This is a genomic window from Nocardia sp. JMUB6875, from assembly GCF_041154655.1.
GTDB lineage: Bacteria > Actinomycetota > Actinomycetes > Mycobacteriales > Mycobacteriaceae > Nocardia.
Genome location: NZ_BAAFGR010000003.1, coordinates 1 through 12797, shown reverse-complemented (window position 1 = coordinate 12797; position 12797 = coordinate 1). Strand labels below are relative to the sequence as shown.

The 12797-nt window shown below is 68.6% G+C and carries 11 protein-coding genes; 8 read left to right on the top strand and 3 right to left on the bottom strand.

The window, feature by feature from the left end:
• The first annotated feature begins 179 nt into the window (after nt 1-179).
• From ACAM49_RS01300 to ACAM49_RS01290, 3 genes are all read left to right on the top strand, one after another.
• On the top strand, nt 180-2426 hold the full coding sequence (locus ACAM49_RS01300) for a sensor histidine kinase (RefSeq protein WP_369633588.1): 2247 nt from the start codon (nt 180-182) through the stop codon (nt 2424-2426).
• Entirely contained in the window at nt 2423-3070 is a 648-nt protein-coding gene (locus ACAM49_RS01295) for a response regulator (protein ID WP_369633587.1), read from the top strand. The genes ACAM49_RS01300 and ACAM49_RS01295 overlap by 4 nt, the downstream gene beginning before the upstream one ends.
• Before the next feature lie 100 nt (nt 3071-3170).
• Entirely contained in the window at nt 3171-3599 is a 429-nt protein-coding gene (locus ACAM49_RS01290) for a DoxX family protein (RefSeq protein WP_369633586.1), read from the top strand.
• A 116-nt stretch (nt 3600-3715) separates the two neighbouring features.
• Here ACAM49_RS01290 and ACAM49_RS01285 read toward each other — a convergent pair whose 3' ends face one another.
• From ACAM49_RS01285 to ligD, 3 genes are all read right to left on the bottom strand, one after another.
• The gene (locus tag ACAM49_RS01285) at nt 3716-3910 is read right to left on the bottom strand and encodes a hypothetical protein (protein ID WP_369633585.1); all 195 of its coding nucleotides are present in this window, start codon (nt 3908-3910) and stop codon (nt 3716-3718) included.
• Between the two features lie 55 nt (nt 3911-3965).
• On the bottom strand, nt 3966-4358 hold the full coding sequence (locus ACAM49_RS01280) for a hypothetical protein (RefSeq protein WP_369633584.1): 393 nt from the start codon (nt 4356-4358) through the stop codon (nt 3966-3968).
• Nucleotides 4359-4811: 453 nt separating this feature from the next.
• Nucleotides 4812-5771 carry a non-homologous end-joining DNA ligase gene (ligD, locus tag ACAM49_RS01275; protein ID WP_369633583.1) on the bottom strand — a complete coding sequence of 320 codons (960 nt, stop codon included), beginning with the start codon at nt 5769-5771 and terminating at the stop codon, nt 4812-4814.
• A gap of 121 nt (nt 5772-5892) precedes the next feature.
• On the opposite strand from ligD, the gene ACAM49_RS01270 reads away from it, so the two are divergent.
• The 5 genes from ACAM49_RS01270 to ACAM49_RS01250 form a co-directional block, all read left to right on the top strand.
• Entirely contained in the window at nt 5893-7509 is a 1617-nt protein-coding gene (locus tag ACAM49_RS01270; protein ID WP_369633671.1) for an FAD-binding protein, read from the top strand.
• A 98-nt stretch (nt 7510-7607) separates the two neighbouring features.
• Complete coding sequence (locus ACAM49_RS01265) at nt 7608-9206, top strand: adenylate/guanylate cyclase domain-containing protein (RefSeq protein WP_369633582.1); 1599 nt, start codon at nt 7608-7610, stop codon at nt 9204-9206.
• Nucleotides 9207-9392: 186 nt separating this feature from the next.
• Nucleotides 9393-10793: a nucleobase:cation symporter-2 family protein gene (locus tag ACAM49_RS01260; RefSeq protein WP_369633581.1), complete on the top strand. Its 1401-nt coding sequence runs from the start codon at nt 9393-9395 to the stop codon at nt 10791-10793.
• 98 nt (nt 10794-10891) lie between these two features.
• Nucleotides 10892-12409 (top strand): cytochrome P450, encoded by a 1518-nt coding sequence (locus ACAM49_RS01255; protein WP_369633580.1) that lies wholly within the window; start codon nt 10892-10894, stop codon nt 12407-12409.
• A gap of 9 nt (nt 12410-12418) precedes the next feature.
• The coding region (locus ACAM49_RS01250) for a TetR/AcrR family transcriptional regulator (RefSeq protein WP_369633579.1) at nt 12419-12797 on the top strand (379 nt) is incomplete at its 3' end.

Here is a 12797-nt window from a genome sequence, read left to right as displayed (position 1 = left end):
GCCGTTAGCTCCCCGCCCGCCAACGGCCGCGGGCGCAGCAGCGGTACAGGCCGGAGCCGCACACCGTTCCGCACGGTCGAGAATGCCGGAACCGGACAAGTCTGTCTGTCGGACGTTCGACGGACAGCGGCCCCGGCGACCCGCATGCTCGGCCGCACCGGCTTCGGTACCGTGTCCGGGTGCCGCGCGACCCCCAACCGACCCATGCCGCGGTCGCGCAGGAAGCGATGTTGCTGGCCATCCGATTCCGGCACGCGGCCTGCCTGCTGCTGACCGTCGTGCACCTGGCGAGCGGCGCGACCGATCCGGCTCCCGGACACGCGGTCACCGTCCTGCTGGCGGTGTGGTCGGCGGCGCGGCTGTGGGGCCGGCGGCTCGGGCCGTGGTGGACCGCGGCCGACCTCGCGGTGGTCGCCATCTATCTGCTGGGCACCACGAGCGTGGCCGCGTCCGGGATCGGCACCAAGGACCTCATCGATGTGAAGGTCGTGGCCGCGACGGTCATCTCGGTGGGCATCGCCGAACGCGTCCGGGTGTCGGCCGCGGTGACCGTGGTGATCCTGCTGCTGCTCTACCACGCCAATCGCGAGACGCCCGGCCTCACGCCGTGGAGCTTCCTGTCCGATCTCGCGGTCGGCTACCTGGTGGTCGAATGGCTGCTGGCCGTCGGGGTGCGCCGGGTGGTGCTGCGTGCGGCGACCGTGCACGACCGGACCGTGACCGCGGCCGCCGACTCCCGCATCGCGAGCCGGGTCGCGGCCGCGCGGCGGCGCTACGAGCATGAGCAGTGGGCGGTCATGCACGACACCGCGGCCGCCACCCTGCTGATGGTCGGACAGGGCGCGGCCGCGGATCCCGAGCGCATCGCACGGCAGGCGGCCCGCGATCTCACCGTGCTGGACTCCGGCATCCCGCTGCCCGGCGACGAGGCCGAGGCCGACCTGTCGAAGCTGTTGCGGGAGTTGAGCACCGCCTGCGCCACCCCGGTCACGCTGCGCACACCCGGTCCGCTGCGGATTCCCCGCGCACTGGCGTGGACGGTCACCGCCGCGGCCCGCGAGGCGCTCACCAATGTCGACCGGCACGCCCACGCGAGCGAGGTGGTGATCACTGCCGGAGCGGGTCGCCTGGTCATCGCCGACAACGGCATCGGATTCGACGGGCCGCCCGGCGAGGACCGCTACGGCATCCGGCACTCCATCATCGAGCGGGTGCGGGAGGTCGGCGGCGATGCCGAGATCATTAGCGCCCGCGGCCGCGGCACCGAGGTCCGGCTCAGCTGGCCGGCCACCGAACCCGCTGCCGCCGAAGCGGATTCGTTCGACGAGTCCGAGGCCGACACCGGAATCGAGCGGCTCGGAAGGAATTTCGGCTACGGCATGGTGGGCATCGCCGTGGTGGACACCCTGCTGCAGTCCACGCTCACCACGGCGGCCGCCACACCGCCCACGGTGGTGAACGCGCTGCTGGTCGCGACCAATGTGGGGTGTGCGCTGGCGGCGCTGATCCGACGCCGCGGCGAGCCCGTCACCCTCGCGCTGATGGCCCTCGCGACCGCCGCCTCGCTGGTGCTCACCGCGTGGCTGCCGGTGGATGCCGTTCTCGCGGGCGCGAATTGGTCGATCGGCGCGTCCGGTTGGGCCGTGGTCGCGCTCGGCTTTCGGCTGCCGCCGCGGCTGGCACTGTCGGCGTTGACCGCCTGGTGGGTGCTGGTGTGCGCGGTGATCCTGGTGCGCGCGCCGAGCGCGGAGAACCTCACGGTGCTCGGGTATCACACCGCCGCCATTTTCTTCCTGCAGGTGTTCACCGCCTGGTTCGCGGCCACCCTCGACCGCGCGGCCACGCAGGCGGCCGCCTTGCACGGGGAACGTCTGCGGCATCGCACCACCGACGCGGTCGCGCGCATGCACGAACAGGAGTGCGTGCGCCGCTATCGCGAACTGCTGACCGAATTCACGCCGCTGCTACGAGGTTTGGCCGACGGCAGCCTGAGCCCTGATGATGCGGGCGTGCGGAGCGCCGCCCGCACCGAGTACGCCCGGCTGCGCCGCCTGTTCACCCAGCGCGACGGCGTCGGGCATGCGCTGCTCGCGGACTTGCGCACCGGCATCGACGCCGCCGAACGGCGCGGAGTGGCGGTCACCGTCGAAACCGCGCCCGCCGCACTCGAACTGCCCGACGCGGTGCGCGGACACTTGGTGGCCGCGACCCGGATCATGCTGGACGCCAGCCGTTCCCGCGCCCGCGTGGTGGTGACCGCCGACGCCTCCGGCTGCACGGTCAGCGCGCTCGGCGACTGCCCGATCGAAACCCTCGACCAACTGTCCACCCTGACCGACCCCGCCGTCCACACCGAGGTGGTCACCGCCGGCGAATTGCTCTGGGCGCGACTGCATCACCGCTTCGAGCCCGAGGGAGCCCGATGATCCGCATCGCCATAGTCGACGACCACCCCCTCATCCGCGACGGCGTCCGCGGCTGGTGCGCCGCCGCAGACCCCCACATCCAGGTCGCCGCCGACCACCCCGACCCCGCGGCCTTCCTCGCCGCGACCGGCCCCGATCGAGGCACCCTCGACGCGGTGGTCTTCGACCTCCAATTCGACCAACGCTCCCCCGATCTCACCGCCCTGGCCACCATCTGCGCCCGCGGCCACCGCGTAGTCATCTACTCCCAGCACACCGAACCCCACCTCGTCCGCGACTGCCTGGACCTGGGCGCGGTCACCTACCTCTCCAAAACCGAAGGCCGCGACCACCTCATCGCCGCCCTCAACGCCGCCGCCGAAGTCCGCCCCTACCTCAGCCCCACCATGGCCCGAGCCATGAGCACCGACGCCGACGACCGCCCCAAACTCTCCCACCGAGAACGCGAAGTCCTCCTGGCCTGGTTCCAAACCGAATCCAAAGCCCTGGTAGCCCAACAGCTCTACATCACCGTCGGCACGGTCAACACCTACCTCGAACGCATCCGAGCCAAGTACGCCTCGGTGGGCCGCTCAGCCCCGACGAAGGCAGCCCTCGTAGCCCGAGCCATCCACGACGGCCTGATCACCCCCGACGATCTCTGAAAAATTCTTTCGATCGCGGCGATGAGTTTTCCGAACCGCCCCCGTCCTAACCGGTGAACGCGCTACCAACCCGGCGCTACAACCCAGAAGGACCAGGAAAATGACCGCCATCACCGCCACCCAGACCACCACCACCGTCCACCCCGGCAAGATCCGCAACCGCGTCCTCTGGACCCTCCAGATCGTGCTCGGCCTGTTCTTCATCATCGCCTCCGGCGGCCCCAAGCTCGTCATGCCCCAGACCTTGATCGACAACAACCACACCGCCGCTTCGATTTCGTTGGGGCTGCTGGTCTTCATCGGCCTGGCCGAGGTCGCAGGCGGCATCGGCCTCATGGTCCCCCGCCTGACCGCCGCCGCCGCGAGCGGCCTGGCGATCGTCACGTTCCTCGCCGCCGGTTACAACGCCTTCCTGGCCCAGACCCCGGAGCTGGCCCCGTTCCCGCTGGTGCTGTCGGCGATCTTCGTCTGGATCGCCTACGAGCGGCGCGCCTCCCTCACCGCCCTGGGCGCAATGATCAAGCGATGACCCACCCATAACGCCCGGCTACCGGCGGCATCCAGCCGCCGGTAGCCGCGTTGTGCGTTGCGGGGACGGTCCGGTCGGGTTGGTCGGACCGTCCCAGCGTTCTAGTCAGGCGAGCGCTACGCGGAGGGGCTGGCGATCAGGCACCACAGCGCGAGAGCGGGGTCGAGGTTGCACCATCCGCCCGAAACCGGTTCGGTTGTAGCCGGAGTGGGGGATTCGAGCGGGGCCGGGGAAGCCATGGCCGGGGCGGCGGCGGTCACGGTCGCCGCAGCGATCAGTGCGCCGACAAGAACTCCACGCTTCACGAACATTCGAAACTCCTCGGAACAAGATCGATGACTGCTATGGGGTCAAGGGTCGGGTGAATCAGACTGCGAGGCAGGCAGATCCGACATTGATGCCGGTTCCGATGTCCACGGGTTGCCGGATCTGAGCCGTGGCATTCGGCTGAACGGCGTAGATGTAGGTGACCTTCGTGGACGACGGAGTCCAGGTCGCCTTCGCTACACCGCCGACGGGCTTCGCCTCGGCGAATCCACTGGGGCCCTGGCCTTCTTCGAAGAAGTAGACGGTCTGGCTGTCGTCGTCGACCGACACCGTCACGGTGTACGAGCAGGTCGTCCCATAACGGTGAGTGCCGAAAGTGGAGGCGGGGGCGATCGCGATACTGGTGACGGTCGCGGATGCCGATGGCGCCGACAAGGCCGTGAGCGTCGCGGCGACGCCCAGCCCCGCAGCCGCCACAGCGGCCCGTTTCATACTGTACGACTTCGATATTCGCGGCACGAGTGATCGAACTCCTGTCAGCTGTCAGGGTCGGCGACATCGGGCGATCCGATATCCCTCACACACGGACCTGCCTGCCCGCGTGATCATTCCCGACCTATTCGTCGGATGATCCGATGCAGCCGTTAGCCACCCCCACGCCCCCAAAACTCGGGTCTGGTAGCAAATATCAGTCCGCCCCCCAACGACAAGCAAGCGACGAGAATGCAATCCGGTAGGCAAATCACGAGAAGGGTTGCACCCCAGTGCATTCTCGTGGATTCAGCCGAGCCATGGGGAGTCGCGCTGGTCCTGGTGGTGCTAGCGTTGTAGACAATGGCGAACTCTTGCCTGACCTCACCGTCCGCGTATTCGATCACGTGCTCGGGATCGGTCACGCCTCGAGCCCATTGGTGAGTCCTTGCCGGCTGATTCGCGGTCGAGGGGCTAGTCACCTTCCTCGTCGAGGTCGACTTCGATTTTGTCGCGGTCGGCCCATTCGAGGAGGGGGTCGAGGTTGAAGACGGCTTCGTCGATGCCGGCGTGGAGGTCGCCTAGTTCGGCGTAGCGGGCGGGGACGGTTTTCATGGTGAAGTCGGCGGGGTGGATTTCGGGGATTTCGTTCCAGCGCACCGGGGTTGAGACTGTGGCTTCGGGGATGCCGCGGACGGAGTAGGCGGCGGCGATGGTGTGGTCGCGGGCGTTCTGGTTGTAGTCGACGAAGAGTTGGGCGGGGTCGCGGTCCTTGCGCCACCAGGCGGTGGTGACGTCTTCGGGGGCGCGGCGTTCTACCTCGCGGGCGAAGGCCAGGGCGGCTCGGCGGAGGTCTTGGAAGCCGTAGCGGGGATCGATGCGGACGTAGATGTGTAATCCCTTGCCGCCGGAGGTTTTCGGCCAGCCGACGGCACCCAGGTCGTCGAGGACCTCGTGTGCCACTTCGGCCACTCGTTGGACTCGGGACCATGGGCAGTCGGGCATGGGGTCGAGGTCGATGCGCCATTCGTCGGGGAGTTCGGTGTCGAAGCGGCGGGAGTTCCAGGGGTGGAACTCGACGGTCGACATCTGGACTGCCCAGATCACGTCGGCGAGTTTGTCGACGCAGAGTTCATCTGCGGTGCGGCCGTAGCGGGGGAAGTAGAGCTGGACGGTGGGGATCCAGTCGGGTGCGCCGCCGGGGATTCGCTTCTGGTGGACCTTGCCGCCGGGCAGGCCCTTGGGGAAGCGGTGCAGCATGCACGGCCGGTCCCGCAGTGCGTTGACGATGCCGTCGCCGACGCTCAGGTAGTACTGGACGAGGTCGAGCTTGGTCGCCCCGGTCTCCGGGAAGTACACCCGGTCCGGATTGGACACGCGCACCGTGTGCTCGCCGACCTCCACCTCGATCGACGGAGCTGACTTGCTGGCCACCCGTCCGACGGTAACCGGCATTCGGGTCGCCCGCATGCCGCGACGCGAAGGATGTGGTGAACTAGAACACGTTATAGTTTCTGGCGATTCGGGCAGTGCTAGCCGGTTTTTCGTGCGAAAGGTGGTCGCAACGGTGCGGACCTGGGATTCTTCGGCCGATGTCGTGGTGGTCGGATACGGCGGCGCGGGGGTCGCGGCGGCCTTGGCGGCGCGGGAATCCGGGGCCGAGGTGCTGGCGCTGGACCGATACCTGGGCGGCGGGGCGACCGCGCTGTCGGGCGGCATCGTCTACGCGGGCGCCGGCACCTGGGTGCAGCGGGCGGCCGGGGTCGAGGACGACGTCGAGAACATGCTGGCGTATCTGCGGGCCGAGGTCGGCGACACCGTGAGCGAGGCGACGCTGCGGCGGTTCTGCGAGGAGTCGCCGGCCATGATCGACTGGCTGACCCGCAACGGGGTGCCGTTCCAGCCGTCGCTGTGCCCGTTCAAGACCTCGTACCCGACCGACGACTACTACCTCTACTACTCGGGCAGCGAAAATTCCGGCGGCTTCCGGGAATTGGCGACACCGCGCCAGCGCGGGCACCGTGCGCACGGGCGCGGTGTCTCCGGCAAGAAGTTGTTCGGACCGCTCGCCGCGACCGCCGCGAAGAACGGCGTCCGCGTCCAGATCGGCACCAGGGCAACGAAACTCGTGGTCGAGGACGGACGGGTGACCGGAGTCGAGGCGACCACGATCAGCGGCGCGCCGCTCGCGGTGCAGCGCCGGTTCGCCGCGCTCGCCAAGATTTCGGCGAAACCCGGTGTGTACCACCAGGGTTTACGCAAGGCGGTGCAACTGCTGCTGGACCGTATCGAGCGTCGCTACGGCCGCGCGATACGAATCCAGGCCCGCTCCGGCGTCATCCTCACCACCGGTGGCTTCATCGCCAATGGCGAGATGGTAAAGCACTACGCACCCGAGTACCCGTGGGACGAGGGCCTGCCCCTGGGCACGGCGGGTGACGACGGCAGCGGCATCACCCTGGCCCAACAGCTGGGCGCGGCCACCGGCCGCATGGACGTGCTCTCGACCTGGCGCTTCATCGCCCCGCCCAGCGCCTTCTTCGGTTCGATCGCGGTGAATGCCAACGGGCAGCGCATGATCGACGAATCCCGCTACGGCGCGGCGCTGGGCCAGGCCATCGCCACCGCACCGGGCCACCGGGCCTGGCTGCTCATCGACGCCGGGGTGGCCGCCGAGGCGCGGCGGCAGATCGGCAAGCAGTCGGTGTGGTTCCAGCGCATGCAGGCCGAGCGGCTACTGAAGATGGGCAGTGTGACCGGGCGGACCGTCGAGGAGGTCGCGGCCCGCGCGGGCATCGAGCCGTCGACGCTGCGCGAGACCGTGGACGCGCACAATCGCGCCATCCAGCAGAACCTGCCCGACCCGATGGGCAAGCCGGACGACATCCGCCGCCCCCTGCACTCGGGTCCCTTTGTGCTGCTGGATATCTCGTTCAAGTCCCGGCTCACCTACCCGATGCCGATGCTGACCCTCGGCGGCCTGATCGTGGACGAGGAGTCCGGCGCGGTGCAAACCGAATCCGGCGCCGCCATCCCCGGCCTGTTCGCCGCGGGCCGGGCCGCCGTCGGCATCTGCTCGAACTCGTATGTCAGCGGCCTGTCCCTGGCCGACTGCGTCTACTCCGGCCGCCGCGCGGGCACCCACGCCGTGGAGCTCGCCGCCACCCACTGACACCACCGGACGCGGCGACCGGGGGATCTCCCGGTTCCCGCCCTCCGGTCGAGGGGCCGGTCCCGGGATTCCACCGGCACACCCCTTACGCTGCGACTATGGCCGATGACCAGGTCTCGACCGACGCTCTGGGGCCCTCGCCGTGGGGTTCCCGGCTGCTGGGCCCGGCCGAGGAACAGGCCTGGATGCAGCGGCTGCGGGTGCAGACCCTGCTCACCGTCGGGCTGACGGTGGCGAATCTGACCGGCATGGCCGTGGCCACCCTGCTGATCACCTTCGTGCTACCGGGGCCGCCACTGCTGACCCGCGCGATGGTGCCGCTCAATTTCATCGCCGCGCCGCTGTATTCGTTCACCGCACTGGCGGTCGGGCTGTGGTGGGGCTCGGTGGTCGGATTGCGGACGCTGCGCTGGTCGCGGGAACCGGATCGGGTGCCGACCATCCCCGAGCAGGCGGCCACCGCGGCCCTGCCCCGCAAGCTGGTCTTCTCGCAGGCGTTGCTGTGGCTCGGCGGTCTGCTGGTACTGACGCCGCTGTACGCCCGCGTGGATCTGTCGTTCGTGCCGAAGCTGGTGCTGGGCATCGTATTCAGCGCGATCGTGGTGTGCGCCAACAGCTATCTGATCGCGGAGTTCGCGCTGCGCCCCATCACCGCGCGGGTGCTCGAGGCCGCGCCGTCGCGCCCGCGGCGCGGGCTGGGCCTGTTCGGCCGCACCGTGGTGGTGTGGGTGCTGGGCACCGGTGTGCCGGTGGCGCTGATCATGTCGGTGGCGGTGCTGGCGCTGGCCGGATGGCAGGCCGATCGGCAGCGGCTGGGGATCGCGGTGCTGGCGCTGGGCGGAGCGACGCTGGTGTTCGGGCTGCTGCTCATGATGCTCACGCTCTCGGCGGCGGTCGCGCCGATCCGGGCGGTGCGCACCGCCATGCGCCGCGTCGAGGAGGGCGATCTGCGGGTCGCCGTCACCGTGTACGACGGCACCGAATTGGGTGAATTGCAAAGCGGTTTCAACCACATGCTGACCGGACTGCGCGAGCGCGAGAAGATGCGCGACCTGTTCGGCCGCCATGTCGGCCACGATGTCGCCGAGGTGGCCCTGGCCCGCGATCCCGAACTCGGCGGTACCGAATGCGAAGCGGCCGCGCTGTTCATCGACATCATCGGCTCCACCACCATGACCGCCACCCGCCCGGCCGCCGAGGTGGTGGCCATCCTCAATGACTTCTTCACCCTCGTGGTCGACGAGGTGGAACGCTGCGGCGGCTTGATCAACAAGTTCGAGGGCGATGCCGCGCTGGCCGTATTCGGCACTCCCGCACCGCATTCCGATGCCGCCGGGGCCGCGTTGATGGCGGCCCGCAGTATTCGCCGTCGGCTGGCGTACGCGGCGACCGAGTTCGACGCCGGGATCGGGGTGGCCGCGGGCCGGGTGATCGCGGGCAATGTCGGGTCGCATCGCCGATACGAGTTCACCGTCATCGGCGACGCGGTCAATGAGGCGGCGCGGCTGTGCGAGCTGGCCAAGAACGACGAGATGCGGGTGCTGACCTCCGCGACCACCATCGCCGCCGCGGGCACCCGCGAGCAGATCCATTGGCGGCTGGGCGAATCGGTGACCCTGCGCGGGCGGACCCGGCCGACCCGACTGGCCCGCCCGCGCGTGCCCGATCGGGTCTCGGGCGTTGGCACGCCCCGGTAACTGGAGAGAAGCCAATATCAGCCGTCTGCCCGATTCTGGAGGAAAATACGAATAGGGCCGGGGGCCACGCCGATACGGCTGGACAATCGAACAATCTGCTGCGGGACAGGTATTTCCTGCGCCATTATTCGGGTCGTGGCGGCGACCTGCCCAGGGTCGAAGTCCACGTGTTCCAGGAGGCTTCTCATGCAAATGCGCTTCTCGCGCCCCTCCCGCAAACCCGAAACCGGTGACGCGAACCCACCCCCGCCACGGCATCCCGTCGACGAAATCCCCCCGGCGCCACGGCTGGCGCTGCTCGGACTGCAGCACCTGGCGATCATGTACGCCGGCGCGGTCGCGGTGCCGCTGCTGGTCGGCGGTGCGCTGAAACTCTCGCCCCACACCATCGGCCTGCTCGTCAATGCCGACCTGCTGGTGTCCGGCATCATCACCGTCATCCAGGCCGTCGGCATCGGCCGGATCCTCGGCGTGCGGCTGCCCGTGGTCGCGGGCGCCACCTTCACCGTGGTCTCGCCCATGATCCTGATCGCGCAGGAGTTCGGCGGCGGCGAGGCCGGACTGCCGACCGTGTACGGCGCGATCCTGGTGTCGGGCATTTTCGGCCTGCTCATCGCGCGGTTCTTCGCCAGTGTGGTGCGGTTCTTCCCGCCGCTGGTGTCGGGCTGCGTGATCTGTGTGATCGGGCTGTCGCTGATCGGCGCGGATGCCGGGCTGATCGCCGGTGACGATCCGAAAGCGGCCGACTACGGCCAGATTTCGCATATCGCGCTCGCCGGTCTGGTGATCGCGCTGATCGTGGTCATCCACCGCTTCGCGCGCGGGCTGATCAGCCAGCTGGCGGTGTTGATCAGCATGGCGATCGGCACGCTGGTGGCGGTGCCCATGCATCTGGTCGACATGTCGAATGTCGGGTCCGCGGCCTGGTTCGGCATCTCCAAGCCGTTCACCTTCGGCGCGCCGGAATTCCATGTCGGCGCGATCATCTCTATGTGCGTGGTCATGCTGGTGACCTTCACCGAGTCGACCGCGGATATGGTCGCCGTCGCCGAAATGGTCGACAAGGAACTGGAACCCGCCGATCTGTCGCGCGGTCTGGCCGCCGACGGCCTGTCCGCGGTGCTGGCCGGATTCATGAACTCCTTCCCCGACACCGCCTTTGCCGAGAATGTCGGTCTGGTGGGCTTGACGGGTGTGCGCAGCCGCTGGGTGGTCGCGGCCTGCGGCGGCATGCTGGTGGCGCTGGGTCTGGTGCCCAAGGTCGGCAGTGTGGTCGCGGCGCTGCCGGGTCCGGTGGTCGGCGGCGCGGCCACGGTCATGTTCGCCATGGTGACCGCGGTCGGTTTGCGGGTACTGCACAAGGTGCGCTTCGACGGGACCAACAACATGCTGATCATCGCGGTCACGCTGTCGGTGGCGCTGCTGCCGGCGGTGGCGCCGAACATCTACACGAAGTTCCCGACCAATTTCCAGATGATCGCGGCCAGCCCGATCACCTCGGCGGTGATCGTGGTGTTCGTGCTGAACCTGGTGTTCAACCACTGGGGTGCGGGTAAGCGGGAAGAGGTCACGGCCGGGACGCACTGATTTTTCGCGGCGCATTCGGTCATTGACTGGGGCATGCTGTCTCACTACTTTGAGTGGGACAGCATGTCTCATAGTCATGATGGCAAGGGGGCCGCGATATGGCCGAATCTTCGACAGCTCTGCACCCGCCCAAGTGGGCGCCGACCTTCCTGCGCTGGCACGACACCGAGATCGGATGGTGGGAATCCTGGCGGCTGGCCCTCGGTGTGATTCCCCGGGTGCGTGACCACACGGTGCTCGATTACGCGGCGGCCCTGCCCGGTGCGGACGATGTGATCGTGGCGCGGGTGCCGTTCGCGCGATTCGTCGTGGTGCGCAGCCCGGAGCTGGTGCGGCAGGTGCTGGTGACCAATCAGAACAACTACGCCAAGAGCCCCGAGTACGACATGCTCGCGGTGGCGTTCGGGCGCGGACTGGTCACCGACTTCAATGAGGAACAGTGGCAACGCAATCGGCGGCTGGTGCAGGGGATCTTCGCCAAGCGCAATGTGGACGGCTTCGCGCCGGTGATGGTGGCGGCCGCGCAGGACGCCGTGGAGCGCATCCGGACCCTGGCCGCGGCCGACGAGATCGTGGATGTCGGAGCCGAAATGAACCGGCTCACTTTGGATGTCACCTCGCGGACGATGTTCGGCACCGAGATCACCGGGCCCATGTCGGAGGTGGTACTGGAACGGCTGCTGCGCTTCTTCGGGCGCGGGTTCATGACCAATCTCAGCCATCCGCTGCACAACATCTCGGCCTGGATGCTGCAGCGGCGCGGAGGTGTCGAGGCTGCCAATTCCCGTGTGCCGCTGCGTATCATGCGCGCAGCGGGCTGGGTTGTCGAGCCGCGGGCGATGCGGGATCTGCGGCACGCCGAGCGGGTGGTGGACGGGCTCATCGCCGACCATCGTGCCGGGCGCATAGCGGCCAAGGACAATCTGCTGGCGCTGCTCATGGCCGCCGAGGATCCCGAGACCGGTTACCGCTACAGCGATCAGGAGATCCACGACGAGCTCATGACCTTCATCGGGGCCGGAATGGAAACCACCGCAACGGCTCTGGGCTGGGTGTGGCAGCTGCTGGCCGAGCATCCCGAGGCGCGGGAGCGGCTGCGGCAGGAGGTGCGCACGGTGCTCGGCGATCGCCCCGCCACCGCCGCCGATCTGGAGCGCCTGCCGTGGACCCAGGCCGTGGTCGCCGAGACCATGCGCGTGCTGCCGCCGGTCATCGGATTGGCCAGGACCGCAAAGGATTACGACACGCTGGGCGGCTACCGGATCAAGCCCGGCACCACCGTCGCCGTCATCCTGCACGCCCTGCACCACCACCAGCGGGTGTGGGAGCGGCCCGACGAATTCGACCCGAGTCGGTTCCTGCCCGAGAACCTCGCCCGCGAGCAGAAGCGCGCCGCCATCCCGTTCGGCGCGGGCAAACGCATGTGTGTGGCCTCGGGTTTCGCGAGCATGGAGGCCGCCCTGGTGGTGGCCACCTTCGCCCAGCACCTGGAGTTCGACGCGGTCTCCCCCGAGCGGGTGCGCCGCCAGATCTCCTTCACCGGCGGCCCCGACGGACCGCTGCCCATGCGCCCCCGGTTCCTCCCGCCGGTCCACCCTGTGAACACCGCCGTATAGTCGAATCCCGTGAAACCGCCCACCCATCTGCGCCCGCACCGCAGACGTTCGGGCGGTCAGCGCTGGGACGAGCACAATACGGCCCGCCGCACCGCCATCCTCGAGGCCCTCATCGCCCTGATCGAGGAGAACGATCCCGGCGCGGAGATCTCCACCCAGCAGATCGCCGACCGCGCGGGCCTGGCCCGCTCGGTCGTCTACCGCCAGTTCCAGAACCGCGAGGACCTCGACGCCCGCGCCCGCGAACTCATCTTCGACCACTACCTGGCCGAACTCGAGGACATCATGGTCCTGGACCCCGCGAAGACGGTCGAGGACATCATCTTCGACATCATGAGCACCGTCGTGCACTGGACCGGCAACCACCCCCGCCTCTACCGCTTCGTCC

Coding starts and splice junctions, on each gene's coding strand:
- ACAM49_RS01280 (WP_369633584.1), bottom strand. CDS start 4,358: ATGAAACGGGCCGCTGTGGCGGCTGCGGGGCTGGGCGTCGCCGCGACG.
- ACAM49_RS01295 (WP_369633587.1), top strand. CDS start 2,423: ATGATCCGCATCGCCATAGTCGACGACCACCCCCTCATCCGCGACGGC.
- ACAM49_RS01290 (WP_369633586.1), top strand. CDS start 3,171: ATGACCGCCATCACCGCCACCCAGACCACCACCACCGTCCACCCCGGC.
- ACAM49_RS01265 (WP_369633582.1), top strand. CDS start 7,608: ATGGCCGATGACCAGGTCTCGACCGACGCTCTGGGGCCCTCGCCGTGG.
- ACAM49_RS01255 (WP_369633580.1), top strand. CDS start 10,892: ATGGCCGAATCTTCGACAGCTCTGCACCCGCCCAAGTGGGCGCCGACC.
- ACAM49_RS01260 (WP_369633581.1), top strand. CDS start 9,393: ATGCAAATGCGCTTCTCGCGCCCCTCCCGCAAACCCGAAACCGGTGAC.
- ACAM49_RS01285 (WP_369633585.1), bottom strand. CDS start 3,910: ATGTTCGTGAAGCGTGGAGTTCTTGTCGGCGCACTGATCGCTGCGGCG.